This window comes from Pseudomonas sp. NFX71, assembly GCF_048079215.1.
Taxonomy (GTDB): Bacteria; Pseudomonadota; Gammaproteobacteria; order Pseudomonadales; family Pseudomonadaceae; genus Aquipseudomonas; species Aquipseudomonas fluorescens_B.
Map to the genome: position 1 here is coordinate 622,322 of NZ_CP182230.1, position 25,868 is coordinate 648,189.

The 25,868-nt window shown below is 59.5% G+C and carries 24 protein-coding genes; 13 read left to right on the forward strand and 11 right to left on the reverse strand.

Going from position 1 to position 25,868, the window contains the following annotated elements; translation table 11 throughout:
• Positions 1–91: 91 nt before the first annotated feature.
• Positions 92–382: a hypothetical protein gene (locus tag ACM1ZW_RS02880; protein ID WP_017340573.1), complete on the reverse strand. Its 291-nt coding sequence runs from the start codon at positions 380–382 to the stop codon at positions 92–94.
• Between the two features lie 405 nt (positions 383–787).
• On the opposite strand from ACM1ZW_RS02880, the gene argF reads away from it, so the two are divergent.
• The gene (argF, locus tag ACM1ZW_RS02885) at positions 788–1,708 is read left to right on the forward strand and encodes an ornithine carbamoyltransferase (protein WP_031319095.1); all 921 of its coding nucleotides are present in this window, start codon (positions 788–790) and stop codon (positions 1,706–1,708) included.
• A complete protein-coding gene (locus ACM1ZW_RS02890) occupies positions 1,705–2,814 on the forward strand; it encodes an ABC transporter ATP-binding protein (RefSeq protein WP_017340575.1) in 1,110 nt (369 codons plus the stop codon). Before argF ends, ACM1ZW_RS02890 begins: the two co-directional genes overlap by 4 nt.
• A gap of 89 nt (positions 2,815–2,903) precedes the next feature.
• On the opposite strand, the gene ACM1ZW_RS02895 is transcribed toward ACM1ZW_RS02890, so the two are convergent.
• Positions 2,904–3,686, reverse strand: a complete 783-nt coding sequence (locus ACM1ZW_RS02895) for a PhzF family phenazine biosynthesis protein (RefSeq protein WP_017340576.1) — start codon at positions 3,684–3,686, stop codon at positions 2,904–2,906.
• Positions 3,687–3,701: 15 nt separating this feature from the next.
• The gene (ybaK, locus tag ACM1ZW_RS02900; protein WP_007971306.1) at positions 3,702–4,172 is read right to left on the reverse strand and encodes a Cys-tRNA(Pro) deacylase; all 471 of its coding nucleotides are present in this window, start codon (positions 4,170–4,172) and stop codon (positions 3,702–3,704) included.
• Positions 4,173–4,541: 369 nt separating this feature from the next.
• Between ybaK and ACM1ZW_RS02905 the strand changes: the two genes are divergently transcribed.
• The 10 genes from ACM1ZW_RS02905 (at position 4,542) to ACM1ZW_RS02950 (ending at position 16,756) form a co-directional block, all read left to right on the forward strand.
• Positions 4,542–5,393: an MIP/aquaporin family protein gene (locus ACM1ZW_RS02905; RefSeq protein ID WP_017340577.1), complete on the forward strand. Its 852-nt coding sequence runs from the start codon at positions 4,542–4,544 to the stop codon at positions 5,391–5,393.
• A gap of 75 nt (positions 5,394–5,468) precedes the next feature.
• On the forward strand, positions 5,469–6,974 hold the full coding sequence (gene glpK, locus ACM1ZW_RS02910) for a glycerol kinase GlpK (protein WP_150654075.1): 1,506 nt from the start codon (positions 5,469–5,471) through the stop codon (positions 6,972–6,974).
• A gap of 95 nt (positions 6,975–7,069) precedes the next feature.
• Positions 7,070–7,825, forward strand: coding sequence for a DeoR/GlpR family transcriptional regulator (locus ACM1ZW_RS02915; protein WP_017340579.1), 756 nt, complete (start codon positions 7,070–7,072; stop codon positions 7,823–7,825).
• A 328-nt stretch (positions 7,826–8,153) separates the two neighbouring features.
• Positions 8,154–9,692: a glycerol-3-phosphate dehydrogenase gene (gene glpD / locus ACM1ZW_RS02920; protein ID WP_414880577.1), complete on the forward strand. Its 1,539-nt coding sequence runs from the start codon at positions 8,154–8,156 to the stop codon at positions 9,690–9,692.
• 356 nt (positions 9,693–10,048) lie between these two features.
• Positions 10,049–10,963, forward strand: coding sequence for a glutamate/aspartate ABC transporter substrate-binding protein (locus tag ACM1ZW_RS02925; protein ID WP_416740141.1), 915 nt, complete (start codon positions 10,049–10,051; stop codon positions 10,961–10,963).
• A gap of 192 nt (positions 10,964–11,155) precedes the next feature.
• Positions 11,156–11,902 (forward strand): amino acid ABC transporter permease, encoded by a 747-nt coding sequence (locus ACM1ZW_RS02930; RefSeq protein WP_017340582.1) that lies wholly within the window; start codon positions 11,156–11,158, stop codon positions 11,900–11,902.
• Complete coding sequence (locus ACM1ZW_RS02935) at positions 11,902–12,573, forward strand: amino acid ABC transporter permease (RefSeq protein ID WP_017340583.1); 672 nt, start codon at positions 11,902–11,904, stop codon at positions 12,571–12,573. The genes ACM1ZW_RS02930 and ACM1ZW_RS02935 overlap by 1 nt, the downstream gene beginning before the upstream one ends.
• Positions 12,570–13,304 (forward strand): amino acid ABC transporter ATP-binding protein, encoded by a 735-nt coding sequence (locus ACM1ZW_RS02940; protein ID WP_008032183.1) that lies wholly within the window; start codon positions 12,570–12,572, stop codon positions 13,302–13,304. Before ACM1ZW_RS02935 ends, ACM1ZW_RS02940 begins: the two co-directional genes overlap by 4 nt.
• A 225-nt stretch (positions 13,305–13,529) precedes the next feature.
• Positions 13,530–15,431, forward strand: coding sequence for a sensor histidine kinase (locus ACM1ZW_RS02945; protein ID WP_414880575.1), 1,902 nt, complete (start codon positions 13,530–13,532; stop codon positions 15,429–15,431).
• Positions 15,432–15,475: 44 nt separating this feature from the next.
• Positions 15,476–16,756: a sigma-54-dependent transcriptional regulator gene (locus tag ACM1ZW_RS02950; RefSeq protein ID WP_238588354.1), complete on the forward strand. Its 1,281-nt coding sequence runs from the start codon at positions 15,476–15,478 to the stop codon at positions 16,754–16,756.
• A gap of 132 nt (positions 16,757–16,888) precedes the next feature.
• Here the strand turns inward: ACM1ZW_RS02950 and ACM1ZW_RS02955 are convergent, their stop codons facing one another.
• The 5 genes from ACM1ZW_RS02955 to metE form a co-directional block, all read right to left on the reverse strand.
• On the reverse strand, positions 16,889–17,794 hold the full coding sequence (locus ACM1ZW_RS02955) for a hypothetical protein (RefSeq protein ID WP_017340587.1): 906 nt from the start codon (positions 17,792–17,794) through the stop codon (positions 16,889–16,891).
• On the reverse strand, positions 17,791–18,486 hold the full coding sequence (locus ACM1ZW_RS02960; RefSeq protein WP_017340588.1) for a hypothetical protein: 696 nt from the start codon (positions 18,484–18,486) through the stop codon (positions 17,791–17,793). The genes ACM1ZW_RS02955 and ACM1ZW_RS02960 overlap by 4 nt, the downstream gene beginning before the upstream one ends.
• A 100-nt stretch (positions 18,487–18,586) precedes the next feature.
• The gene (locus ACM1ZW_RS02965) at positions 18,587–19,252 is read right to left on the reverse strand and encodes a DsbA family oxidoreductase (protein WP_416740142.1); all 666 of its coding nucleotides are present in this window, start codon (positions 19,250–19,252) and stop codon (positions 18,587–18,589) included.
• 134 nt (positions 19,253–19,386) lie between these two features.
• Positions 19,387–20,421 (reverse strand): alpha/beta fold hydrolase, encoded by a 1,035-nt coding sequence (locus tag ACM1ZW_RS02970; RefSeq protein WP_416740143.1) that lies wholly within the window; start codon positions 20,419–20,421, stop codon positions 19,387–19,389.
• 157 nt (positions 20,422–20,578) lie between these two features.
• Positions 20,579–22,891: a 5-methyltetrahydropteroyltriglutamate--homocysteine S-methyltransferase gene (metE, locus tag ACM1ZW_RS02975; RefSeq protein ID WP_017340591.1), complete on the reverse strand. Its 2,313-nt coding sequence runs from the start codon at positions 22,889–22,891 to the stop codon at positions 20,579–20,581.
• A gap of 121 nt (positions 22,892–23,012) precedes the next feature.
• On the opposite strand from metE, the gene metR reads away from it, so the two are divergent.
• Positions 23,013–23,930 (forward strand): transcriptional regulator MetR, encoded by a 918-nt coding sequence (gene metR, locus ACM1ZW_RS02980; RefSeq protein WP_017340592.1) that lies wholly within the window; start codon positions 23,013–23,015, stop codon positions 23,928–23,930.
• 163 nt (positions 23,931–24,093) lie between these two features.
• On the opposite strand, the gene ACM1ZW_RS02985 is transcribed toward metR, so the two are convergent.
• Genes ACM1ZW_RS02985 through ACM1ZW_RS02995 form a run of 3 tightly spaced genes read right to left on the reverse strand, consistent with a single transcriptional unit; the run spans position 24,094 to position 25,703 of the window.
• Entirely contained in the window at positions 24,094–24,603 is a 510-nt protein-coding gene (locus tag ACM1ZW_RS02985; protein ID WP_414884269.1) for a GNAT family N-acetyltransferase, read from the reverse strand.
• Between the two features lie 2 nt (positions 24,604–24,605).
• Positions 24,606–25,244 carry a LysE family translocator gene (locus ACM1ZW_RS02990; RefSeq protein ID WP_416740144.1) on the reverse strand — a complete coding sequence of 213 codons (639 nt, stop codon included), beginning with the start codon at positions 25,242–25,244 and terminating at the stop codon, positions 24,606–24,608.
• 24 nt (positions 25,245–25,268) lie between these two features.
• Positions 25,269–25,703 carry an NUDIX hydrolase gene (locus ACM1ZW_RS02995; protein ID WP_414880572.1) on the reverse strand — a complete coding sequence of 145 codons (435 nt, stop codon included), beginning with the start codon at positions 25,701–25,703 and terminating at the stop codon, positions 25,269–25,271.
• Positions 25,704–25,868 lie beyond the last annotated feature (165 nt).

A 25,868-nucleotide genomic window follows, 5' to 3' on the forward strand; every position in this document is an offset into this window, starting at 1 on the left:
GATCAAAACTATGGCCTGCACTCCGCCGCTGCGCCAGCGACGTTCATCTTGTGAATCGGCGACCATCAGGCCAGCCGATGGCCGACAGGGATCACTTGGGCAGCAGCCTCGCCGGCGCCTGCAGCTGGATCTCCTGAACGGTTTCGATCTGCTCGTGGGCGACATGCACCCCGGTGAGTTCGCCGATCAGTCGCCAGTGCTCGTCGAGACCTGCGCTGATGGTAGCCATGCGATCGATCATCCGCCGTCCAGCGGCCTTGGTCACTTCGTCGTTGCTTCGCAAAAGCTCGAAGGACATCGAGGTCATGGAGGCCGTGAGATGCGTCAGTGAGCGGGCCGTGAGGCCGAGCAGTTCCATGAGTTGCTGTTCTTTCGATTCCATTCCGAAGGCTTCCTGCGTCATTCGTGACTTAGTTATAACCCAGCACATTGCATTAGCAAGTGTTTCAGACGAGGCACATTGCCATCTGACACCCGGAATACCGTACCGGAAACCGACCATCAGTAAACCATGCCCGCCCCGCTTGATTGCAAAGCCCCGCAAGCCCAGTGTACAAATGACGGGCTGCTGTCAGGAAACCGGCTTCAAATGCGCTACTGCGGTCACCCCGTAGCCCCTCTGAAATCCCCTAAACACCGTAGCCTATTGGAAAAACGCGACATTTAATGTCAAGATCGCGCCTTCCCTATTTCGTCGCCCCGTGCGGCTTACGCCGCAGGTCTCGCCCGTTTTTCAATTAAACAAGGCTTTGAGTATCTGCGGTCTGTTGCAAAAAGGTAGTCAATGATGAGCGCAAGGCACTTTCTCTCCCTGATGGATTGCACGCCCGAAGAGCTGGTCAGCGTGATCCGTCGAGGCGTTGAGCTCAAAGACCTGCGTAACCGCGGCGTACTGTTCGAGCCTCTGAAAAACCGCGTACTCGGGATGATTTTCGAGAAATCCTCGACCCGCACCCGTATCTCGTTCGAAGCCGGCATGATCCAGCTCGGCGGCCAGGCCATCTTCCTGTCGCCGCGCGACACTCAACTGGGTCGCGGCGAGCCGATCGGCGATGCCGCCATTGTCATGTCGAGCATGCTCGATGCGGTGATGATCCGTACATTTTCCCACAGCACACTGACCGAATTCGCCGCCAACTCGCGCGTCCCGCTGATCAACGGCCTGTCCGACGATTTGCACCCGTGCCAGTTACTGGCCGACATGCAAACCTTCCTCGAGCATCGCGGCTCGATCCAGGGCAAAACCGTTGCCTGGATCGGAGATGGCAACAACATGTGCAACAGCTATATAGAAGCGGCGATCCAGTTCGACTTCCAGCTGCGCATCGCATGCCCTGAAGGCTATGAACCCAACCCCGAATTCGTGGCCAAGGCCGGCGATCGGGTGACCATCGTTCGCGACCCGAAGGATGCCGTGCGTGGCGCCCACCTGGTGAGCACCGACGTCTGGACCTCCATGGGCCAGGAAGAAGAAACCGCCAAGCGCCTGAAGCTGTTCTCGCCGTTCCAGGTCAATCGCGCGCTGCTGGATCTGGCCGCCGAGGATGTGCTGTTCATGCATTGCCTGCCCGCCCACCGTGGCGAAGAGATCAGCCTCGACCTGCTCGATGACCCGCGCTCCGTCGCCTGGGATCAAGCGGAAAACCGTCTCCACGCACAAAAGGCGCTGCTCGAGTTTCTCGTCGAACCGGCGTATCACCACGCATGAGCCAGCCATTACTGCTTAATCTGCGCAATCTCGCTTGCGGCTATCAAGACCAGCGCGTTGTGCAGAACCTCAACCTGCATTTGAATGCCGGCGACATCGGTTGCCTGCTCGGCTCTTCAGGCTGCGGCAAAACCACCACCCTGCGGGCGATTGCCGGTTTCGAACCGGTTCATGAAGGTGAAATCACCCTGGCAGGCGAGACAATCTCCAGCGCCGGCTTCACCCTCGCCCCGGAGAAACGCCGGATCGGCATGGTGTTCCAGGATTACGCCCTGTTTCCCCATTTGAGCGTGGCCGAGAACATCGGGTTCGGGATCCGCAAGCACCCGCAGAAGGATCGCGTTATCGAAGAACTGCTGGAACTGGTCAACCTGAAAAACCTCGGCAAGCGCTTCCCGCACGAGCTATCGGGTGGCCAGCAGCAGCGTGTCGCATTGGCCCGCGCCCTGGCGCCGGAGCCGCAGTTGCTCCTGCTCGACGAACCGTTTTCCAACCTTGACGGTGAACTGCGGCGCAAGCTCAGCCACGAGGTGCGCGACATCCTCAAGGCCCGTGGCACCAGCGCAATTCTGGTGACCCACGACCAGGAAGAAGCCTTCGCGGTGAGCGATCATGTGGGGGTCTTCAAGGAAGGTCGCCTGGAACAGTGGGACACGCCCTACAACCTGTATCACGAACCGCTGACGCCCTATGTGGCCAGTTTCATTGGTCAGGGTTACTTCATTCGCGGTCAGTTGAGCAGTCCGGAATCGGTGCAGACCGAGCTGGGTGAGTTACGCGGCAATCGGGCTTACACTTGGCCGATTGGTGGCGCGGTGGATGTGCTGCTACGTCCGGACGATATCGTTTATGCACCGGACAGCGCCTTGAAGGCGCGGATTATCGGCAAGTCGTTCCAGGGTGCGTCGACGTTGTATCGGTTGCAGTTGCCAACAGGCGCGCAGCTGGAGTCGATTTTCCCGAGCCATGCTGATCATCTGGTCGGTGCAGAAGTTGGCATTCGCGTGGCGGCCGAACATCTGGTGTTGTTCCAGGCGTCCGGCAGCACGGCGGCGCAGATTCCGGCGGTAGACTCCGGCGTCCGTCGCTACAGCACTGCCAGCTGACGAAAGATCAAAAGATCGCAGCCTTCGGCGGCTCCTGCAGAAACACGCGTTCCATGTAGGAGCTGCCGAAGGCTGCGATTTTTTGCTTCCTAACCCAACATCAGCGTTCCGCTCGCCACCAGCGTCGCATTCCCGCCGATCTTGACCCGATCCCCTTCTAACCGACAGAACAACTCCCCGCCGCGTTTCGAACACTGAAACGCTGTCAGACTCGACTTGCCCAAACGTTTCGACCAGTACGGAATCAGGCTGCAATGGGTGGAACCGGTCACCGGGTCTTCATTGATGCCGATCGCCGGTGCGAAGTACCGAGACACAAAATCATGCTTGCTGCCCTTGGCGGTGACGATGGCGCCCGGCCACGGCAGTTTGGCCAAAGCCACCATGTCTGGCTGACAATCGAGCACCGCCTGCTCCGACTCCAGCACCACGAACAATTCATTCGAACCCAACACATCGACCACTTCGACGCCCAAGGCGCGTTCGACATCCAGTGTCACGCCCACTTCAGACGGCACGATTGCCGGGAAATCCAGCCAGAAGCGACCGCCCTCACGACTTACGCTCAACGGGCCGGATTTACAAATGAAGTCCAGGCGTTCGACCGGTTCTTTATAGATCTCGAACAATACGTAAGCGCTGGCCAGGGTGGCATGCCCACACAAAGGCACCTCGGTGGTGGGAGTGAACCAGCGGATGTGCCAGCCCAGCCCTTCACGCACCACAAAAGCAGTTTCAGCGAGGTTGTGCTCGGCCGCGATCTTCTGCATCAACTCGTCGGCGAGCCAGGCATCGAGCCGATAGACCATCGCCGGGTTGCCACTGAACGGCCGATCACTGAACGCATCGACCTGATGAAACTCAAGCTGCATAACCTTCTCCCTGATTCAGGCGCGGCCGATATCGGCGAACTTGGCCTGCGTGTGTTCGGCCAGTACTGCGGGGGCCAGTTCCACTTCCAGACCGCGCCGACCGGCACTGACAAAAATGCTGGCGAAGGGCTGGGCCGAATTGTCGATAAACGTGCGCAAGCGCTTTTTCTGCCCCAGCGGGCTGATGCCACCCAACAGATAACCCGTCGAACGTTGCGCCGCGGCCGGGTCGGCCATTTCGACTTTTTTCACCCCAGCCGCATGCGCCAGGCCCTTCAAGTCGAGACTTCCGACGACCGGCACCACAGCCACCAGTAATTCCCCTTTCTCGCTGGCCGCCAGCAATGTCTTGAACACTTGCGCCGGGTCCAGGCCCAGTTTCTCCGCGGCCTCCAGCCCATAGGATGCTGCCTTCGGATCATGTTCATAACTGTGCACGCGATGTTCGGCACGAACTTTTTTCAACAAATCCAATGCGGGGGTCATGACAGCTCCAGACTGGGCGGCAGAGAAAAAATACTGCGCTGGATTCTAGGACATTGCTGCATAAAAGGCTCTATCACGGCAGCGTTTCCACAGCCTGGCGCTGGTTTTTACCGTTCGTCAGAGATCGCCTCGCCCGCCAAACAAAACGATCATTCATGTGACTAATAGTTTCAATGTGACCGGTAGTTCACTTTCGACCTTTGACAGCAGTGTTTCTTGTCTATATTTTTTCGAATCTGAATACCGTACAACGTGAAAATGCAGCAACCAGCAGTAAGCCGGGAACAGGATGGGGATCCTGCCTCGGTGAAAATCGCGCTTTGGCCATGACGAAAAAAGCGCCAGACAACAAAAACAAAGAGGTTTTCGATGACAACTGCTTTACAACAACCGTCGCTCTCCAGCCAATGCATGGCCGAGTTTCTGGGTACTGCACTGCTGATCTTTTTTGGTACCGGTTGCGTTGCCGCCCTCAAGGTCGCGGGTGCCAGCTTTGGCTTGTGGGAAATCAGCATCATCTGGGGCGTCGGCGTCAGCATGGCGATCTACTTGACCGCCGGGGTTTCCGGGGCTCACCTCAACCCTGCCGTCAGCATCGCGCTGAGCATTTTCGCCGACTTCGAAAAACGCAAACTGCCGTTTTACATTCTTGCCCAGGTGGCTGGCGCGTTCTGTGGCGCGTTGTTGGTTTACACGCTGTACAGCAATCTTTTCTTCGATTACGAACAAACTCACCATATGGTTCGTGGCACTCAAGCCAGCCTCGAACTGGCGTCGGTGTTCTCCACGTTCCCCAACCCGGCCCTGTCCACGGCCCAGGCCTTCCTGGTTGAAGTGATCATCACCGCCGTCCTGATGGGCGTGATCATGTCCCTGACCGACGACAACAACGGCCTGCCTAACGGGCCCATGGCGCCACTGCTGATCGGCCTGCTGATTGCGGTGATTGGCAGCTCGATGGGGCCGCTGACCGGCTTTGCGATGAACCCGGCGCGTGACTTCGGACCGAAACTGATGACTTTCTTTGCGGGCTGGGGTGAAATTTCCTTCACCGGTGGACGCGATATCCCGTACTTCCTGATTCCGATTTTTGCACCGATTGTCGGTGCCTGCCTCGGTGCTGCCGCGTATCGCGGGCTGATTGCCCGTCATCTGCCCAGCGCCATACCTGCTACAAAGGACGCAACACCGGCCATTGACGGCAAACCAAGAACTTCTTGATACCGTAGGCGCGCGACTCTGCCCATTTGGTCCCGCGCCTGACCTCACTTCCTTATTTCGTCCAAGGCAATCGACATGACCGACATTCAGAATAAGAACTACATCATTGCCCTCGATCAGGGTACGACCAGTTCCCGCGCGATCATTTTCGACCGCGACGCGAACGTGGTTTGCACGGCCCAGCGCGAATTCGCCCAGCATTATCCGCAAGCCGGTTGGGTCGAACACGACCCGATGGAAATCTTCGCCACCCAAAGCGCCGTGATGGTCGAGGCCCTGGCGCAAGCCGGCCTGCATCACGACCAGGTCGCGGCGATCGGCATCACCAACCAGCGTGAAACCACCGTGGTCTGGGACAAGACCACCGGCCGCCCGATCTACAACGCGATCGTCTGGCAGTGCCGGCGCAGCACCGAGATCTGCCAGCAACTCAAGCGTGACGGCCACGAGCAATACATCAGCGAAACCACCGGTCTGGTCACCGACCCGTACTTCTCCGGCACCAAACTCAAGTGGATCCTCGACAACGTCGAAGGCAGCCGTGAACGTGCGCGCAAGGGCGAGTTGCTGTTCGGCACCGTCGACAGCTGGCTGATCTGGAAATTTACCGGCGGCAAAGTGCACGTCACCGACTACACCAACGCCTCGCGTACCATGCTCTTCAACATCCACACCCTGGAGTGGGATGCGAAGATGCTGGAAGTGCTGGATATTCCGCGCGAAATGCTGCCGGAAGTTAAGTCCTCGTCGGAAATCTACGGCCACACCAAAAGCGGCATCGCCATCGGCGGTATCGCGGGCGACCAGCAGGCCGCCCTCTTCGGCCAGATGTGCGTTGAGCCAGGCCAGGCGAAAAACACCTACGGCACCGGTTGCTTCCTGCTGATGAACACTGGCGACAAAGCCGTGAAATCCAAGCACGGCATGCTGACCACTATCGCCTGCGGTCCGCGTGGCGAAGTGGCCTACGCACTGGAAGGCGCTGTCTTCAACGGTGGCTCAACCGTTCAGTGGCTGCGTGATGAATTGAAAATCATCAATGACGCCCACGACACCGAATACTTCGCCAACAAGGTCAAGGACAGCAATGGCGTGTACCTGGTACCGGCCTTCACCGGTCTGGGCGCACCGTATTGGGACCCGTATGCCCGTGGCGCACTGTTCGGACTGACCCGCGGCGTACGCGTGGATCACATCATTCGTGCAGCGCTGGAGTCGATTGCCTACCAGACCCGCGACGTGCTCGACGCCATGCAACAGGATTCCGGCGAGCGCCTGAAAGCCCTGCGCGTGGATGGCGGCGCGGTGGCGAACAATTTCCTGATGCAGTTCCAGGCCGACATCCTCGGCACCCAGGTCGAGCGTCCGCAAATGCGCGAAACCACCGCGCTGGGCGCCGCTTACCTCGCCGGTCTGGCGTGTGGTTTCTGGGGCAGCCTGGAAGAGCTGCGCGGCAAGGCGGTGATCGAGCGTGAATTCGAACCGACGCTGGACGAAACCGCGAAGGAAAAACTCTACGCCGGCTGGAAAAAAGCGGTCAGCCGCACGCGTGATTGGGAACCTCATGAAGGCGCTGAATAAGCCAACGTAAGTACTCGTATCTGTATGTAACTGGTAGGGAGCAGATTCCTGCGGCATCATGGGCAAATTTTGCACGGCAGCCCAAAGGAAGCCCCATGAATCTGCCTCCCCGTCAGCAGCAAATCCTCGAACTGGTTCGCGAACGCGGCTATGTCAGCATCGAGGAAATGGCCACGCTGTTCGTCGTTACACCGCAAACCATCCGCCGCGACATCAATCAGCTCGCGGAAGCCAATTTGTTGCGTCGCTACCATGGCGGCGCGGCCTACGATTCCAGTGTCGAAAACACCGCCTACGCCATGCGCGCCGATCAGATGCGCGATGAAAAGCAGCGTATCGGCGAAGCCATTGCCGCCCAGATCCCCGATCACGCCTCGCTGTTCATCAACATCGGCACCACGACCGAATCGATTGCCCGGGCGCTGCTCAACCACAATCACCTGAAGATCATCACCAATAACCTGCACGTGGCCTCGATGCTCAGCGCCAAGGACGACTTCGATGTCCTGCTGACCGGTGGCAATGTGCGGCGTGACGGAGGGGTGGTCGGTCAGGCGAGTGTCGACTTCATTAACCAGTTCAAGGTCGATTTTGCCTTGGTCGGCATCAGCGGTATCGATGAAGACGGCAGCCTGCTGGACTTCGACTACCAGGAAGTACGGGTGTCGCAAGCGATCATTGCCAATGCCCGGCAGGTGATTCTGGCGGCGGACTCCAGCAAGTTCGGGCGCAACGCCATGGTTCGCCTGGGGCCGATCAGTTTGATCGATTGCCTGGTGACGGATCAGCAGCCTGTGCCGGCGTTGGCGCAGCTGTTGAGTCAGCACAAGATTCGACTCGAAGTGGTTTAACCCCTTTCGAAAACACCACGCTCCCCTGTGGCGAGGGAGCTTGCTCCCGTTCGGCTGCGCAGCAGACGCAGTTCAGACAACATGCTCCTCCTGAAAAACCGCGTTCGCCGGTTCAGGCTGCTTCGCAGCCCAGCGGGAGCAAGCCCCTCGCCACAAAAGCCTCCAACAGCATCATTAATGTTCGGAAATTTTCCTTTGACGGCCCTTCGATCAGTATTTTCAATCGAAGTTGACTGGCTGTGTGCGTCTTTATGGGCTACCATTTTCGCAAATGAACATTTATGTTCGAAATCCAATACCGAAAATCATAAAAGCCCGAGGCCAGCCGATGCCCACTTCTACCTTGCCTACGCCCCCTCTCGCTGAGGTCTACGACATTGCCGTCATCGGTGGCGGGATCAATGGCGTGGGGATCGCAGCGGATGCCGCCGGCCGCGGTCTTTCGGTGTTCCTTTGCGAAAAGGATGATCTTGCCAGCCACACCTCGTCGGCCAGCAGCAAACTGATCCACGGTGGCCTGCGCTACCTCGAACATTACGAATTCCGCCTGGTACGTGAAGCCCTTGCGGAGCGCGAAGTGTTGTTGGCCAAGGCGCCACACATCGTCAAGCAAATGCGTTTCGTGCTGCCGCACCGTCCGCACCTGCGTCCGGCGTGGATGATCCGCGCCGGTTTGTTCCTTTATGACAACCTGGGCAAACGGGAAAAACTGGAAGGTTCGAAAAGCCTGAAGTTCGGCCCGGACAGCCCGCTGAAAAGCGAAATCACCAAAGGCTTCGAGTATTCCGATTGCTGGGTCGACGATGCTCGCCTGGTGGTACTGAATGCCATGGCCGCCCGCGAGAAAGGCGCCCACGTTCACACCCAGACCCGTTGCGTCAGCGCTCGTCGCACCAAAGGCCTGTGGCACCTGCACCTGGAACGCGCCGACGGCAGTCTGTTTTCGATTCGCGCCAAGGCGCTGGTGAATGCGGCCGGCCCGTGGGTCGCCAAGTTCATTCGTGACGACCTGAAAATGGAATCGCCCTATGGCATCCGCCTCATCCAGGGCAGCCACCTGATCGTGCCGAAGCTGTACGAAGGCGAACACGCGCATATTCTGCAAAACGAAGATCAGCGCATCGTGTTCACCATCCCGTACCTGAACCACTTCACCCTGATCGGCACCACCGACCGCGAATACACCGGCGATCCGGCGAAGGTCGCAATCACCGAAGGTGAAACCGATTACCTGTTGAAAGTGGTCAACGCTCACTTCAAAAAGCAGATCAGCCGCGACGACATCCTGCACAGCTATTCCGGTGTTCGTCCGCTGTGCAATGACGAATCCGACAATCCGTCGGCCGTCACCCGCGATTACACCCTGGCCTTGTCGGGCACGGGCGAAGAAGCGCCGCTGCTGTCGGTGTTCGGTGGCAAGCTGACCACCTACCGCAAACTGGCCGAGTCGGCGCTGGCACAACTGGCGCCGTACTTCACCCACATCAAGCCGAGCTGGACCGCCACCGCGACCCTGCCGGGCGGCGAAGACATGACCACCCCGCAGGCGCTGAGCTCACGGATTCGTGACCAGTTCGACTGGGTGCCGACTGAAATTTCCCGCCGCTGGGCCACGACCTACGGCAGCCGCACGTGGCGCATGCTCGAAGGCGTGCAGAGCCTCAGCGATCTGGGCGAACACATTGGCGGCGGTCTCTACACCCGCGAAATCGATTACCTGTGCAGCGAAGAGTGGGCGACCACGGCGCATGACATTCTGTGGCGCCGCAGCAAGCTAGGGTTGTTCACCACCCCGGATGAGCAACAGAAGCTCGCGGATTATCTGAGCAAGGTCGAGCAGAACCGCAGCAAGATCGAAGCGGCCTGATCTCATCCGCGCTAAACGAAAGCCCCTGAATCTCGCGATTCAGGGGCTTTTTTGCATTCATGTCGCTCCCTCGCTCCCGCAGGGAATATGCAGGCACAAGATTTCGTTCGGTTTTCCGAACGCGACTTGTCGGTCTATTCGGTTAACCGGATTCTCTAACCCAAAATGACACGCCATGAATATTTAATATCGTTATAAATCAATGAATTAACCTTAACCACCTGGCCTGGCACGAGTCATGCTCTACACTTTTGGACGAATGCTTGTTGCGCGGTCCTTAGAAGCCGACGGACATTCGAAGCACAAAAGGGCCGATGAACTGGCTCCATAAAAAAAACAATGTCGAGGAAAATTTGATGCGCATCGTTCCCCATATCCTGGGCGCAGCCATTGCTGCCGCTCTGATTACCACTCCAGTTTTCGCTGCCGAACTCACCGGCACACTGAAGAAGATCAAAGAGTCCGGCACCATCACCCTCGGGCATCGTGACGCTTCCATTCCGTTTTCCTATATCGCGGACGCTTCCGGCAAACCGGTTGGCTACTCCCACGATATCCAGCTGAAAATTGTTGAAGCGATCAAGAAAGACCTGGACCTGCCTAACCTTCAGGTCAAATACAACCTGGTGACCTCGCAAACCCGTATTCCGCTGGTGCAGAACGGCACCGTGGACCTGGAATGCGGTTCCACCACCAACAACGTCGAGCGTCAGCAGCAAGTTGACTTCTCCATCGGCATCTTCGAAATCGGCACCAAGCTGCTGGCCAAGAAGGATTCGCCGTACAAAGACTTCGCCGATCTGAAAGGCAAGAACGTAGTGACCACAGCGGGCACCACGTCCGAGCGTATTCTGAAGTCGATGAACGCCGACAAGCAGATGGGCATGAATGTCATCTCCGCCAAGGACCACGGCGAATCCTTCCAGATGCTGGAATCGGGTCGTGCCGTTGCGTTCATGATGGACGACGCACTGCTGGCCGGTGAAATGGCCAAGGCCAAGAAGCCGACTGACTGGGCTGTGACGGGCACTGCACAATCCTACGAAATCTACGGCTGCATGGTCCGCAAGGGCGACGAGCCGTTCAAGAAGGCTGTAGACGACGCCATTGTGGCGACCTACAAATCCGGCGAGATCAACAAGATCTACGAAAAATGGTTCATGCAGCCAATCCCGCCTAAAGGCCTGAACCTGATGTTCCCGATGAGCGACGAGCTCAAGGCCCTGATCGCCAATCCGACCGATAAAGCGGCTGACGACAAGAAATCCTGATTTCTGACTAACCTTACCTCCTGAGAGGGCTACTACTCTTTCAGGAGGTTGTCACTCCCTGCTGGCATTTCTGGAAACACTCGAACAGGCGGCTGTCGAGCCGATCGCGTGTGCCTGACTCTCAAGTCGGGCGGGAACGGAGCTTCCCCAGGCGGGCACTAGTACATCGATCGAATCCGAGGGGAGACCCTAATGAATTACAACTGGGACTGGGGCGTGTTCTTCAAGTCTACCGGCGTGGGCAGCGAAATTTATTTCGACTGGTACCTCACCGGCCTGGGCTGGACCATCGCCATCGCCATCGTGGCCTGGATCATCGCCCTGACGCTGGGCTCGATCCTGGGCGTCATGCGCACCGTACCGAATCGCATCGTGTCGGGCATCGCGACCTGCTACGTCGAACTGTTTCGTAACGTGCCGCTGCTGGTGCAGCTGTTCATCTGGTACTTCCTGGTGCCCGACCTGCTGCCACAAAACCTGCAGGACTGGTACAAACAGGACCTGAACCCGACCACCTCGGCGTTCCTCAGCGTTGTTGTCTGCCTGGGCCTGTTCACCACGGCTCGCGTTTGCGAACAAGTACGCACAGGCATTCAGGCGTTGCCGAAAGGCCAGGAAGCCGCTGCTCGCGCCATGGGCTTCAAGCTGCCACAGATCTACTGGAACGTGCTGCTGCCCCAGGCTTACCGGATCATCATTCCGCCGCTCACCTCGGAATTCTTGAACGTGTTCAAGAACACCTCCGTCGCCTCGCTGATCGGTCTGATGGAGTTGCTCGCACAGACCAAACAGACCGCCGAGTTTTCCGCGAACCTGTTCGAGGCCTTCACCCTGGCAACGCTGATCTACTTCACCCTGAACATGGGCCTGATGCTGCTGATGCGCCTGGTCGAGAAGAAAGTCGCCGTACCGGGCCTGATCTCCGTAGGGGGTAAATGATGGAATTCGACTTCTCGGGCATCATCCCGTCCCTGCCAGGACTGTGGAACGGCATGGTGATGACCCTGCAACTGATGGCGCTGGGCGTTATCGGCGGCATCATCCTCGGCACGGTCCTCGCGCTGATGCGCCTGTCCCACAGCAAACTGCTGTCGAACATTGCCGGCGCCTACGTTAACTACTTCCGTTCGATCCCGCTCCTGCTGGTCATCACCTGGTTCTACCTGGCGGTGCCGTTCGTGCTGCGCTGGATCACTGGCGAAGACACGCCGATCGGCGCGTTCGCTTCATGCATCGTGGCCTTCATGATGTTCGAAGCGGCGTACTTCTGCGAAATCGTCCGCGCCGGCGTGCAGTCGATTCCCAAAGGCCAGATGGGCGCTGCCCAAGCCCTGGGCATGACGTACGGCCAGATGATGCGTCTGATCATCCTGCCGCAAGCGTTCCGCAAGATGACCCCGCTGCTGTTGCAACAGAGCATCATTCTGTTTCAGGACACCTCACTGGTGTATGCGGTCGGTCTGGTGGACTTCCTCAATGCCTCGCGTGCCAGTGGCGACATCATCGGCCGCTCGAATGAGTTCCTGATCTTCGCAGGTCTCGTGTACTTCACAATCAGCTTTGCCGCCTCGCTGCTGGTCAAGCGTCTGCAAAAAAGGTTTGCCGTATGATCTCTATCAAGAATGTCAACAAGTGGTATGGCGACTTCCAGGTACTGACTGACTGCAGCACCGAGGTCAAAAAAGGCGAAGTGATCGTGGTTTGCGGCCCGTCCGGTTCCGGCAAATCCACCTTGATCAAATGCGTCAACGCGCTGGAACCGTTCCAGAAAGGCGACATCGTCGTCGACGGCACGTCCATCGCCGACCCAAAGACCAACCTGCCGAAACTGCGCTCTCGCGTGGGCATGGTGTTCCAGCATTTCGAGCTGTTCCCGCACCTGACCATCACCGAAAACCTGACCATCGCGCAGATCAAGGTGTTGGGCCGCAGCAAGGAAGAGGCCACCAAGAAAGGCCTGCAATTGCTCGAGCGCGTGGGTCTCTCGGCCCACGCTCACAAGCATCCGGGTCAGCTCTCCGGTGGTCAGCAACAGCGTGTGGCGATTGCCCGTGCACTGGCGATGGACCCGATCGTCATGCTGTTTGACGAACCGACCTCGGCGCTCGACCCTGAAATGGTCAATGAAGTACTCGACGTGATGGTGCAACTGGCCCATGAAGGCATGACCATGATGTGCGTGACCCACGAAATGGGCTTCGCCCGTAAAGTGGCGGACCGGGTGATCTTCATGGACGCCGGCAAAATCATCGAAGACTGCAAGAAAGAGGAGTTCTTCGGCGATATCAGCCACCGTGCCGAGCGTACGCAGCACTTCCTCAACAAGATTCTGCAGCACTAAAAAAGACACCGCTCCCCAACTGTGGGAGCGGGCTTTTGTGGCGAGGGGATTTATCCCCGTTCGGCTGCGAAGCAGTCGTCAACCCATTGCATGCGGTTTGACTTTTAATGCTGGGGCCGCTTCGCAGCCCAACGGGGATAAATCCCCTCGCCACAAAAGTTCGCTCCTACAGGGGCCGGTGGCGGCGCTCTAAGTAAGTGTTGTGGTTGACCCAAGGCATCTGTGATGAAATGCGACCCCACTCTCTATCGCGCAGCAAAGCCATCACTCGCCGTGAAACCCCGTCTGATCCGCCATCTGTTCCTGCCGCCGCTGGTCATCGCCCTGATGATCGGATTGGGTTTTCTCGGCTTCTGGGTCAGTGAGCACTACGGAATCCGCAGCCTCAGCGAGAACGGCCAGCGTCAGCTCGAACTGCACGCCCGCGCCGTCGAGAGCGAGATCAGCAAATACACCTACCTGCCCAGCTTGCTGGAACTCGAATCCAGCGTCTCGAAGCTGTTGGCCGACCCGTCTCCGGAACACCGGCAAACGGTCAATGAATACCTCGAAGGCCTGAACCGGCGCAGCCGCAGTCGGGCCATCTACGTGATGGACACCACCGGTCGTGTCATGGCCACCAGCAACTGGCGCGACGTCGACAGTTACCTCGGTGAAGACCTGTCCTTCCGCGCCTACTTCCAGAACGCCGTGCGCGGCCAGCCCGGCCGTTTCTATGGCATCGGCAGCACCAACGGCGAACCCGGTTATTACCTGGCCCATGGCCTGGAAGAACACGGCAAGATCATCGGTGTCGCGGTGGTCAAAGTCCGCCTCGAAGCCATGGAAGAACGCTGGCAGCGCGCGCGCCTCGAAGCCTTTGTCAGCGACGAAAACGGCATCATCATTCTCTCCAGCGATCCGGCGCGCCGGCTGAAATCAGTCGTGCCACTGAGCGACGAGACCAAGGAGAAACTCGCCCGCAGCCTTCAGTACTACTGGTTTCCACTGAACGAACTGCAACCGCTGGCCCGGGAAAAACTGGCCGAAGGCGAAGAAAAACTGACCTTCCCGGCCAACAGCGAAGTGGAGTCCGACGAAGAGGACATCAGTTACCTCTCGCAAACCCGCCCCTTGAGCGACACCCCGTGGAATTTCACCCTGCTCACGCCGCTGCAGGATTTGCGTCGCGAAGCGATCAATCAGGGGATTCTGGTGGCCGTGGCGTTTGCCCTGGTGGCGTTCCTGCTGATTGCCTGGAACGAGCGCCGCAAGGTGATCGCCACCCGCCTCGCCGCCCGGGAAGCCTTGCAGGAAGCCAACAATCAACTGGAGCGTCGGATTACCGAACGCACCACCGATCTGCGCGCCAGCAACGAGCGACTCAAGGGTCAGATCCGCGAACGCCGTCAGGCCGAAGAGACATTGCGGCGCGCCCAGGATGAACTGGTGCAGGCCGGAAAACTCGCCGCCATCGGCCAGATGTCCACCAGCATCGCCCACGAATTGAATCAACCGCTGGCGGCGCTACGCACCCTGTCCGGCAACACCGTGCGCTTTCTCGAGCGCGGGCAACTGGATGTGGCCAGCACCAACCTCAAGACCATCAACGAACTGATCGATCGCATGGGCCGGATCACCGCCAGCCTGCGCTCCTTTGCCCGGCGCGGCGACGACAAGGGCCAGGCCTGCCTCGGCAAAGCAATGGACGCCGCGCTGCAACTGCTCGGCGGACGCGTGGAAAGTGTCCCGCTGCAATTACATCGAGAATACGCCGACGTACAGGTGCAGATTGACCAGACCCGCCTGGAGCAGATTCTGGTCAACCTGATCGGCAACGCCCTCGATGCCATGCAGTCGCAGCCCCAACCGGAGCTGTGGCTTGAAGGCGAAGAGTTCGATGGCAAATATCGCCTGCGGGTCCGCGACAACGGTCATGGCATCGACGCCGAAGCGCGCAAGCACCTGTTCGAACCGTTCTTCACCACCAAACCCGGTGAGCAGGGTCTGGGCCTCGGCCTGACCCTTTCCGCCAGCCTGGCCGCCGCGACGGGCGGACATTTGGGTGTCGAGCACCCGGCCAGCGGTGGTACCACCTTCGTCCTCAGTTTACCGTTGGTAAGCCCTACTCCTGCCGAGCCAATATGAACAACGACCTTAGTGTGCTGATCGTCGAAGACGACCCCCATGTGCTGCTCGGCTGCCAACAGGCGCTGACCCTGGAAGACATTCCCTGCGTCGGCGTGGGCAGTGCCGAAGAAGCGCTGGAGCGGGTCGGCGACAATTTTGCCGGCATCGTCATCAGCGATATTCGCCTGCCCGGCATCGACGGCCTCGAACTCCTGACCCGGCTCAAGGCTCGCGATCGCAGCCTGCCGGTGGTGCTGATAACCGGCCACGGCGACATCTCCATGGCCGTCGGCGCAATGCAGAAAGGCGCCTATGATTTCATGGAGAAACCCTTCTCCCCGGAACGGCTGGTGGATGTCGCACGTCGTGCGCTGGAACAACGCAGCCTGGCGCGGGAAGTGTCTTCGCTGCGTCGGCAACTGGCGGAACGGGATTCCCTGGAAGGCCGGATCATCGGCCGCTCGCCAGCGATGCAGAACCTGCGGGAATTGATCGCCAACGTCGCCGACACTTCGGCCAACGTGCTGATCGAAGGCGAAACCGGCACCGGCAAGGAACTTGTCGCACGCTGCCTGCACGACTTCAGTCGGCGTCACACCAAGCAGTTCGTCGCGCTGAACTGCGGTGGACTGCCGGAGAACCTTTTCGAAAGTGAAATCTTCGGCCACGAAGCCAACGCCTTCACCGGCGCCGGCAAGCGGCGGATCGGCAAGATCGAACACGCCGACGGCGGTACGCTGTTCCTCGACGAAGTGGAAAGCATGCCGCTGCCGTTGCAGATCAAACTGCTGCGGGTGTTGCAGGAACGCACCCTCGAACGCCTCGGCTCGAACCAGAGTGTGGCGGTGGATTGCCGGGTGATCGCGGCGACCAAATCCGACCTCGACGAGTCGAGCAAGGCCGGCGAATTCCGCAGCGACCTGTATTACCGCCTGAATGTGGTGACCCTGGAACTGCCGCCGCTGCGCGAACGCCGCGAAGACATCCTGCAACTGTTCGAACACTTCCTGCAGCAGTCGTCCTTGCGCTTCGACCGCGCGGTACCGGAGCTGGACAACCAGACCCTGTCAAACCTGATGAGCCACGACTGGCCGGGCAACGTGCGCGAACTGCGCAACGTCGCCGAGCGTTTTGCCCTCGGCCTGCCGGCCTTCAAGAAAACCGGTACCAGCGGCAGCAATCAGGGCCTGGCCTTTGCCGAAGCGGTGGAAGCCTTCGAACGCAACCTGCTCAGCGACGCCTTGCAACGCAGCGGCGGCAACCTGACCCAGGCCAGCCTGGAACTGGGCATGGCCAAAACCACCCTGTTCGACAAAGTGAAGAAGTACGGGCTGAGCCACTGACGGACCTGATGCTCAAGGCTGGCTCCGGGCGGTGTTCCGACGAAGACGGCGTGTCAGACACTTCATGACTGTTCCGTCGCCTTCGCCGGCACGTCGGATCACCGCACCGATCGCTCCTGCAGGTTCTGCGTTTTACTGCCCGTAAACCTTCTGCAACTGCGCTTGCGTCAGCGCATCCTCGAACGGCACCGGCACTGATTTCACTGCGCCGTAGAGGTTGCGATAACGCCAATAGGTGCCGTTATTCGCCAACTGATAACCGCGCTCTACCACACGCTGGCCATCGAGCACATACCGCAAGGTTTCCTGGGCGGCCTCCGGCGGTGCCGGCAGCATCAGGTCGGTGGCTAAAACACGCATGGACTCGTCGATGCACTCGTCGAGCACGGCCGTGACCCTCGCCAGATCCAGAGTGCCGTCGTCGATGCATTGCTTGCCGCAACGCCGAACTGGCTGGCTCGCCACTTCAATGCGCATGCGGTACAGCGCAGAACCGGCAATGTCCTGGACCTGCACCTGATTGACCAGCACAAAACTGCCGCGATCGGGGGTGAGCATCAGTTTCGGTTCGATCACCAGCCGCGCGGTGACTTGCCCCTCACCTTGTTTCAGCCCGGCCACTTGCGACGCTTGTTGATAGCGCTGTTGCAGACGCTCCTGCAATGGCACGCCGGCGAGCAGGTCGGCCATCGGACGCGAATCCTTGAGCGCAGAGTTTTCCGCATCGCGCTGCAAGCTGCCGCTGCCCATCTGAGTGTTGATCAGGCTCGCCACCAGCAAACCTGCCAGTCCTGCCGCATTGGCACCCGCCACCAGGTTATGACTCGACGAAGCCGCCTTCTGCGCCGCCTCGGCGTCAATCACCGTGCTGGCACCGACAAACGCCTGCGGCAGTTGCATGTCCACTTTCAGTCCATGAGCCTGGACGTAGGACGCGGCACTCTGCGACTTGAAACCGGCCTCGGGCGCCGGTTTCTGCGCGCAACCGGCGAGCACCAGCAGGGCCAGCGCACTGGCCCCCATGATCGAGCGCTTCATTGCTCGAACGGTGTGATCATTTGCTGACGACTATTGTCCATGGCCTGGTAGAAGGCATTGGACAGGTTGGTGTAGGTCGGCTCATCCCACTCGCCCTGAGCCGCTTGCACCGCCGCGAAGGGTTTGAACCACAACAGTTTGTTGTCGGCCAGATCGACCACCAGGCCCTGCCCGCTCACCTGCGCCATCGGCACGCTGGTCGGCACGAATCCGTAGTAGCTGCGGGTGGCGCCGGTGGCGAAGACATTCACCAGCAACAGGCGATCGACGCCGTAAGCGCCCTTGATCGGAGTCAGGTCCCGGCCCATGTAGCCTTCGCGGAAACTGGTTTGTTTATAGACATTCAGGTCGACCGGCTCATTGATCCTCTTGACCTTGTAGCCCTTGGCCTGCAGTTTGGCGACGATGACATCCGGCAACGTGTTCAGGTCGCGCACTTGCCATTTTTCGACGTTGTCGCTGAGTTTGCTGTTCACGCCCCGATTGATCGCGTAATCGAGCATCCCCTGTTGACCGGTCAGTGCCAGCACCGGTGCCGGCACCACAGTGATGGCAACGCCGATGGTCGGCTCCTTGGCATCCCAGAATTGTTTATCCAGCGGAACAGGCGGTTGGATGTGGGCGCAGCCGGTAAGGCTCAGGCAAGCGAGTAAAGTGAGCGCTGCCCACGTGCGAAAGGCGTGAAGAGTCATGGATCAAATCCCTATGATTGAAATCGTTGCTGCCTATATCGGCAAGAACGGCTGAAACCATAGTGGCATATTGATATATTTCTATTCAACTGCGATCCGATCAACTGACCGTGCCGCCCTTCGCCTCGCTCATGATCTGTCGAATCGCCCCGACAAAGGTTTCCACCGGTTGCCCGCCGCTGACCGCGTACTGCCCGTTGAAGACCACGGTCGGCACCGAACTGACGCCGCGGGACAGCCACAACTGCTCTTCCTCCCGCACCTCCCTGGCGAACTCGTCCGATGCCAGAATCGCCTCGGCCCGCTGCCGGTCCAGCCCAACGCTTTGCGCGATCTGCGCCAACTGAGCGTGGTCGGAAGGATTGCCGCCGTTGGTGAAATACGCCTTGAACAGCGCCTCCTTCAGATTGAACTGCAACCCTTCCAGCCCCGCCCAGTACAACAAACGGTGAGCATCGAAAGTGTTGTAGATGCGGCTGTTACCGTCCGTGCGAAAGGCAAAGCCGACTTCGGCGCCGCGTGCGCGAATCATCTCGCGGTTCTTTTGCGATTGCTCCGGGGTCGAACCGTATTTCTCGGTGATGTGTTCGGTGATGTTCTGCCCTTCAGGGCTCATCTTCGGATTCAGCTCGAACGGCTGGAAACGGATTTCGGCCTGGACCTCGTCGCCCAGCAAATCCAGAGCGCGGGTCAGGCCGTACAGACCCACAACGCACCACGGGCAGGACACGTCGCTGACGAAATCGATCTTCAGGGGAGCACTCATCACACACCTCGCAGGCTGAACACAGGCCGAAAATGATGAACGATACACCTGTGGAAGCGGCATGGTTGTCTGTCTGCAAGAGACAGGCCGCCTTCGCCAGAATGCCGGCCCCGTTCCCACAGTGGATTTCGGTGCTACAGAAGGTTGTGTTCAACCACAGGATCAATCTGCGCCCAATGCGAAGTGTCTTCGCGATGAGCCTGCAGATAAGGCAACACCGCCGCCAGCAACGGTGCTTTAAACGCCTCCTGAAAACGATGGGCCAACCCAGGAATCAGCTTCAACTGACTACCTTGAATATGCGCCGCCAAATGCACCCCATGCATCACCGGCAACAGCGGATCGGCAGTGCCATGAACCACCAGCGTCGGCACCCGCAACTGATTAAGCAACGCCACCCGACTTGGCTCCGCGAGGATCGCCATGATCTGGCGCTTCACACCCTCGGGGTTGAACGCCCGGTCATAAGACAGCGCCGCCTGATGCAGCAGGGCCTGCCGATCATCGCTCACCGTCGGACTCCCCAGCGCTGCCAGCAAGTCGGCCTGCTGCTCCAGCGCCACTTCGCGATTCGGCGCACCACGGCGCGAGAGCAACTGCACCAAGGCCGCATTGGGCGCCGGCAAACCTTCGGCACCGGAAGTGGTCATGATCAACGTCAGACTCTCGATCCGCTGCGGCGCCATGGCCGCCATATGCTGGGCGATCATCCCGCCCATGCTCGCGCCCAGCACATGGAATTGATCGACGTGCAACGCATCCATCAGACCCAGCGCATCATCGGCCATGTCCGTCAGGGAATACGGTGCCGAAACCGGCAAACCGAGTTTGTAGCGCAGCACTTCGAAGGTCAGATTGGCGTCGACCGGCGCCTGTCGCCAGGTGGACAGGCCGACATCGCGATTGTCATATCGAATCACCCGAAAGCCCTGCTGGCAGAGCGCAACCACCACCTCGTCCGGCCAGTGAATCAACTGCCCGCCCAGCCCCATCACCAGCAGCAGTGCCGGGTCCGAGGCACGGCCGATGCTCTGGTACGCCAGGCTCACCTGCGCCAGATCGGCGTGTTCGGTCGGAACATTCACATCACATCGAGAGGCCGCAAAGGATGGCAGGCCGAACAACAACGCGGCCAGGAAAACCGCTGTCGAAAAAAAACGTGCACTCATGAAAAAACACCGAAACGCAGAACCCCAGTAGAGCGCGAGTCTGATGAAGTTTGATCAAGCGCGCTGCCACAGTTACGTGACAGTTTGATGAAGAGTGCTGAACGGTCATATTCAACACCGCGCTTTCATTCATCGTCCGGGCAGACGCCACAGAAGCTTAAGCCAACTGACTCCGCAACTGCCGCGCCGCCGCCACCATGTTCACCAACGCCGCTTCCGTCTCCGGCCAAGCCCGGGTTTTCAGACCGCAATCCGGGTTCACCCACAACCGTTCCGCCGGAATCCGCTTCACGGCCTTGCTCATCAACTTGACCATCTCCGCCGTGTCCGGCACCCGTGGCGAGTGAATGTCATACACACCCGGGCCGATATCGTTCGGGTAGTCGAACGCTTCGAAGGCCTCCAGCAATTCCATGTCCGAACGCGAGGTTTCAATGGTGATCACGTCAGCATCCATCGCCGCGATGGCCTCGATCACGTCGTTGAATTCGCTGTAGCACATGTGGGTGTGGATCTGGGTTTCATCGCGCACACCGGACGCACTCAAGCGAAACGCTTGCACCGCCCAATCGAGGTATTCCTGCCATTGCGCCCGACGCAGCGGCAAACCTTCGCGGAACGCCGCTTCGTCGATCTGGACGATCTTGATGCCGGCGTTTTCCAGGTCCAGCACCTCGTCACGCAGGGCCAGCGCCAACTGCTGCGCCTGGACTTTGCGCGAAACGTCTTCCCGCGGGAACGACCACATCAGCATGGTCACCGGACCGGTGAGCATGCCTTTCATGACTTTGTCGGTCAGGCTTTGCGCATAAGTGATCCAGTCGACAGTCATGGCGTTCGGACGGCTCAGGTCGCCGTAGATGATCGCCGGTTTCACACAACGGGAACCGTAGCTCTGTACCCAGCCAAAACGGGTGAACAGGTAGCCGTCCAGCTGCTCGGCGAAGTACTCCACCATGTCGTTGCGTTCGGCTTCACCGTGGACCAGCACATCCAGGCCCAGGCGTTCCTGGACTTGCACCGCGTGGCGGATTTCGCTGTGCATGGCGTCGGTGTAATCGTTGGCCGACAGCTTGCCTTGCTTGAACGCCTGACGCGCCAGGCGGATCGAACCGGTCTGCGGGAACGAACCGATGGTGGTGGTCGGAAACGCCGGTAGCTTCAACCTTGTGCGCTGTTGCTCGATGCGTTTGGCAAACGGCGAGTGGCGCTGGCTGTCGGCTGCACCGATGGCGTTGATGCGGGCTTGCACTTGCGCTTTGTGGATACGCGGAGACTCGGCGCGGCTGGCCTGAATCGCCCGGCTTTCGCCCAGGGCGGCTTGCACCTTGGGCGACTGCGGGTCGTTAAGTGCATCACGCAGCACAGCGATTTCGCCACACTTCTGCACGGCAAACGCCAGCCAGCTTTTCAGTTCCGGATCGAGTTTGTCTTCACGCTCCAGGTCCACCGGACTGTGCAGCAACGAGCAGGAACTGCTGACCCACAGGTTGTCGCCAAAGCGTTCCTGGGCCAATTGCAGTTGTGCGAGCACCGGCTCCAGTTCGCAACGCCAGACGTTGCGGCCATTGACCAGGCCCACCGAGAGAATCTTGTAGGTCGGCAGACGATCGAGCACGTGGAGCAGTTGGTCGGGGGCGCGCACCGCATCGATGTGCAAACCTTGCACTGGCAAACCGACGGCCAGACCGAGGTTGTCTTGCAGGCCACTGAAGTAGGTCGCCACCAGCTTTTTCAGCGGCGAATACTGGAGGATGTGATAAGCGCGTTCGAAAGCATTTTTCCATTCTTGCGGCAGGTCGAGGGTCAGGATCGGCTCGTCGATCTGCACCCACTCCACGCCTTGGGCGGCGAGACGACCGAGGATTTCGCCGTAGATCGGCAGCAGGCGTTCCAGCAGGTCGAGCTTGTCGAAGTCGTTGCCTTTGGCCTTGCCCAGCCACAGGTACGTCAGCGGGCCGATGATCACTGGTTTGACGTTATGGCCAAGGGCCCGGGCTTCGTCGACTTCGTCGAACAACTGTTCCCAGCTAAGCTTGAACTGTTGGTCTGCGCTGAATTCCGGGACCAGGTAGTGGTAGTTGGTATCGAACCACTTGGTCAGTTCCTGTGCATATTGCGCCTTGGTGTGTTCGCCGCCGCAGCAGGCTGCAGTTGCACCTCGGGCCATGGCGAACAGCGTGTCCAGCGTCGGCAGGCCGTTGGCGTTTTTGGCACTGTCGAAACGCTCCGGGATCACACCAAAGGTCAGGGAATGGGTCAGCACCTGGTCGTACCAGGCGAAGTCGCCGACCGGCAGCAGGTCGATGCCGGCGTCTTTCTGCAATTGCCAGTGGGTGGCGCGCAGTTGGGCACCGACGTTTTTCAGCGCGTCCTGATCGAGATCGCCCTTCCAGTAGGATTCGAGGGCTTTTTTCAGTTCGCGGTCAGCGCCGATGCGTGGAAAACCAAGTGTGTGGGCCAGAGCCATGGTGAGTTCCTTCCTAGATTAGAGGCCGTAAAACATGGCCCTATTGTCGACAGCCAACCCAACATGAGACAAACTCAACCTTTTCGTGTTGATCACAAGTTTTCCTCATGGAGCCCAACCGGTGCTTGAAATCCGCCACTTGAAGACCCTGCACGCCTTGCGCGAAGCCGACAGCCTGGTCGATGCCGCCGACCGCCTGCACCTGACGCAATCAGCCCTGTCCCACCAGTTCAAGGAGCTGGAAGAGCGCATGGGCATGCCGTTGTTCGTACGCAAGACCAAACCGGTGCGTTTCACCAGCGCCGGTTTGCGCCTGCTGCAATTGGCCGACGCCACTTTGCCGCTGCTACGCGGCGCCGAGCGTGATATCGCGCGGCTGGCCGGTGGCACCGCCGGGCGCTTGCACATGGCAATCGAATGCCACAGCTGCTTCCAGTGGCTGATGCCAACCATCGACCAGTTCCGCGATGCGTGGCCGGAAGTCGAACTGGACCTGGCGTCGGGTTTCTCCTTCGCCCCGTTGCCAGCCCTGGCCCGTGGCGATCTGGATCTGGTGGTGACCTCCGATCCGCTGGAAATTGCCGGTATCACCTATGTACCGCTGTTCACTTATGAAGCAATGCTCGCGGTGGCCAATCAGCACCGTTTGGCGAACAAGGCGTATATCGTTCCTGAAGATTTGCTGACCGAGACCTTGATCACTTACCCGGTGGAGCGTGATCGGCTGGATATTTTCACCCGTTTCCTGGAGCCGGCCGACATCGAACCGGCCCAGGTCCGCACCTCGGAGCTGACGGTGATGATGATGCAACTTGTAGCCAGCGGGCGTGGCGTGTGCGGCATGCCGCACTGGGCGCTGCATGAATACAGTTCACGGGGCTATGTGAAGGCCAAGCGGCTGGGTGAGAAAGGCTTGTTTGCGACGTTGTACGCGGGGATCCGCGCGGACATGCTGGATGCGCCGTACATGCGTGATTTTCTGCTGACGGCGAAGGACACGTCGTTTTCTACGCTGGATGGGGTCAGCGCGGTTCGATAGCCGATACGGTCCCCTGTGGCGAGGGCGCTTGCTCCCGCTCGGCTGCGCAGCAGACGAAAATCCAGCCTATGCGGTGTACCTGAGAGAATAAGGTTGCAGGTTTTGGGGACGCTTCGCAGCCCGGCGGGAGCAAGCGCCCTCGCCACAAAAGCGGCCTTATGCCTCAAGTTCCTGGGGTGACCTCCCGCCACATGTGGATCTTGTCGAAGTACTCTTCACCAACCCGCAGCGCCAGCGGCTCCAGGCCGAACTGGATGAAGCCGCATCGCTGGTACAAGTTGAACGCCGCTTCGTTGCCGGCGGTGACGGTCAGCTGAACCAGCCTCAGGACCGGGTGGGTTTGCGCCTCGGCCAGCGCCGCCTGCACCAATTGATAACCGAGCCCGCGCTGACGAACCTGGCCGGATACGTACAGGCCGAACAGCGTCGCCTTATGCCGGGCCTTTTCACGAGGTTCGAAGGCCAGGCCGACGATGCCTGCCAATTGCCCTTGTTCAAATGCGCCGAACAGCACATCGAGCTTGCTGGTCAGGCGCGACTCCCACCAGCTCAGCGGCATCGTGGCGCGCTCACGCACGCTGGAGGTGAACGCCTGAGGATGCAAGTCGTAGGCTTCGAGCATCAGCGCCCGATAGGCCAGCGCATGGCTGGCATCAAGCCGTTCAATCCACATGTTCACGCCGCCCTTCGTTGCTCAAGCATCAGCCGCACCGCCAGCGCCGACAGCACGAACCCCATGAAATAGCGTTGCAGCGCCAGCCAGGTCGGGTTGTTGACGAACCAGGACGCGATGCCTGCCGCAAACACCGCGATCAACAGATTGACGCAAAAACTGACGCTGATCTGGGTCAAACCGAGAACGATGCTCTGGGTGAAGACAGAGCCATGCTCAGGCGTGATGAACTGCGGAAACACCGACAGGTAAAACACGGCGATCTTCGGATTCAAGGCACTGGTCAGAAACCCCATGGTAATCAATTTGCGCGGCGAATCCGGCGGCAACTGCTGCGCCTCGAACGGCGACCGCGCTCCCGGTTTGACCGCCTGCCAGGCCAGCCACATCAGGTACAGCGCCCCGGCCCACTTCAACACTTCATAGGCCATCGGCACGGCCAGGAACACCGCGGTCAAACCCGCCGCTGCGGCGAACAGATGCACGAAGAATCCGGCGACCACACCGAGCAACGAAGTCACCCCGGCCTTGCGCCCCTGGCAGATCGAACGGGAGATCAGGTAGATCATGTTCGGCCCCGGCGTCAGTACCATCAGCAACGCGGCAGCGGCGAAGATCAGCAAGTCTTGAAGCGGAATCATGGGCAATCCTTGGTCCGTGAATAATCAGGCGATCGCGGTCAGCGAGGCTCGATAAAACGGCAGGATCAGGTCCCGTGTCAATGGCGCGAGGGTGACATCACCGTCGGTCGCCGGATCGATCCAGCGCACCTCTTCGATCTCCGCTGCCGGGGACACGTCTGCATCGATCGTCAGCTGAAAGAGTTCGGCCTGCACGATAAATCCCGGCTCATTGGCGGCCGGTGCCGAGAATTGCCCCAGATACATCGCGTGCGCCGGATCAATGACCAGTCCGAGCTCTTCATCCAGTTCACGGGCCAGCGCACAGACCGGTTGTTCATGGGCCTCGATCTTGCCACCCGGTTGCATGAAGGCCTCGGTGCCGCGTTTGCGAACCAGCAGGGTACGACCGTCGGGACCGATCAACAGGGCGGCGGCAATGCGGATGATGCGGGGTGAAGCGGCGGATGAAGGTGTCATGAAAAGGATTGGCCTTGGCTGAAAGGCGCAAGGATCACATGAGTGCCGGCGCGTGGTCACGCCGAAAAACTTCTGCGAAACACAGCCCGCCTGAGCGCGAGCCTGGTGGCGAGGGGATTTATCCCCGTTCGGCTGCGAAGCAGTCGCAAACTAAGTGGATGCGGT

Coding starts and splice junctions, on each gene's coding strand:
- ACM1ZW_RS02940 (WP_008032183.1), top strand. CDS start 12,570: ATGATCTCTATCAAGAATGTCAACAAGTGGTATGGCGACTTCCAGGTA.
- ACM1ZW_RS02985 (WP_414884269.1), bottom strand. CDS start 24,603: ATGTGGATTGAACGGCTTGATGCCAGCCATGCGCTGGCCTATCGGGCG.
- ACM1ZW_RS02905 (WP_017340577.1), top strand. CDS start 4,542: ATGACAACTGCTTTACAACAACCGTCGCTCTCCAGCCAATGCATGGCC.
- ACM1ZW_RS02955 (WP_017340587.1), bottom strand. CDS start 17,794: ATGAAGCGCTCGATCATGGGGGCCAGTGCGCTGGCCCTGCTGGTGCTC.
- ACM1ZW_RS02895 (WP_017340576.1), bottom strand. CDS start 3,686: ATGCAGCTTGAGTTTCATCAGGTCGATGCGTTCAGTGATCGGCCGTTC.
- glpK (WP_150654075.1), top strand. CDS start 5,469: ATGACCGACATTCAGAATAAGAACTACATCATTGCCCTCGATCAGGGT.
- ACM1ZW_RS02925 (WP_416740141.1), top strand. CDS start 10,049: ATGCGCATCGTTCCCCATATCCTGGGCGCAGCCATTGCTGCCGCTCTG.
- ACM1ZW_RS02990 (WP_416740144.1), bottom strand. CDS start 25,244: ATGATTCCGCTTCAAGACTTGCTGATCTTCGCCGCTGCCGCGTTGCTG.
- ACM1ZW_RS02945 (WP_414880575.1), top strand. CDS start 13,530: ATGAAATGCGACCCCACTCTCTATCGCGCAGCAAAGCCATCACTCGCC.
- ACM1ZW_RS02965 (WP_416740142.1), bottom strand. CDS start 19,252: ATGAGTGCTCCCCTGAAGATCGATTTCGTCAGCGACGTGTCCTGCCCG.
- ACM1ZW_RS02930 (WP_017340582.1), top strand. CDS start 11,156: ATGAATTACAACTGGGACTGGGGCGTGTTCTTCAAGTCTACCGGCGTG.
- ACM1ZW_RS02960 (WP_017340588.1), bottom strand. CDS start 18,486: ATGACTCTTCACGCCTTTCGCACGTGGGCAGCGCTCACTTTACTCGCT.
- ybaK (WP_007971306.1), bottom strand. CDS start 4,172: ATGACCCCCGCATTGGATTTGTTGAAAAAAGTTCGTGCCGAACATCGC.
- ACM1ZW_RS02880 (WP_017340573.1), bottom strand. CDS start 382: ATGGAATCGAAAGAACAGCAACTCATGGAACTGCTCGGCCTCACGGCC.
- argF (WP_031319095.1), top strand. CDS start 788: ATGAGCGCAAGGCACTTTCTCTCCCTGATGGATTGCACGCCCGAAGAG.
- ACM1ZW_RS02970 (WP_416740143.1), bottom strand. CDS start 20,421: ATGAGTGCACGTTTTTTTTCGACAGCGGTTTTCCTGGCCGCGTTGTTG.
- metE (WP_017340591.1), bottom strand. CDS start 22,891: ATGGCTCTGGCCCACACACTTGGTTTTCCACGCATCGGCGCTGACCGC.
- ACM1ZW_RS02935 (WP_017340583.1), top strand. CDS start 11,902: ATGGAATTCGACTTCTCGGGCATCATCCCGTCCCTGCCAGGACTGTGG.
- glpD (WP_414880577.1), top strand. CDS start 8,154: ATGCCCACTTCTACCTTGCCTACGCCCCCTCTCGCTGAGGTCTACGAC.
- ACM1ZW_RS02890 (WP_017340575.1), top strand. CDS start 1,705: ATGAGCCAGCCATTACTGCTTAATCTGCGCAATCTCGCTTGCGGCTAT.
- ACM1ZW_RS02995 (WP_414880572.1), bottom strand. CDS start 25,703: ATGACACCTTCATCCGCCGCTTCACCCCGCATCATCCGCATTGCCGCC.
- ACM1ZW_RS02915 (WP_017340579.1), top strand. CDS start 7,070: ATGAATCTGCCTCCCCGTCAGCAGCAAATCCTCGAACTGGTTCGCGAA.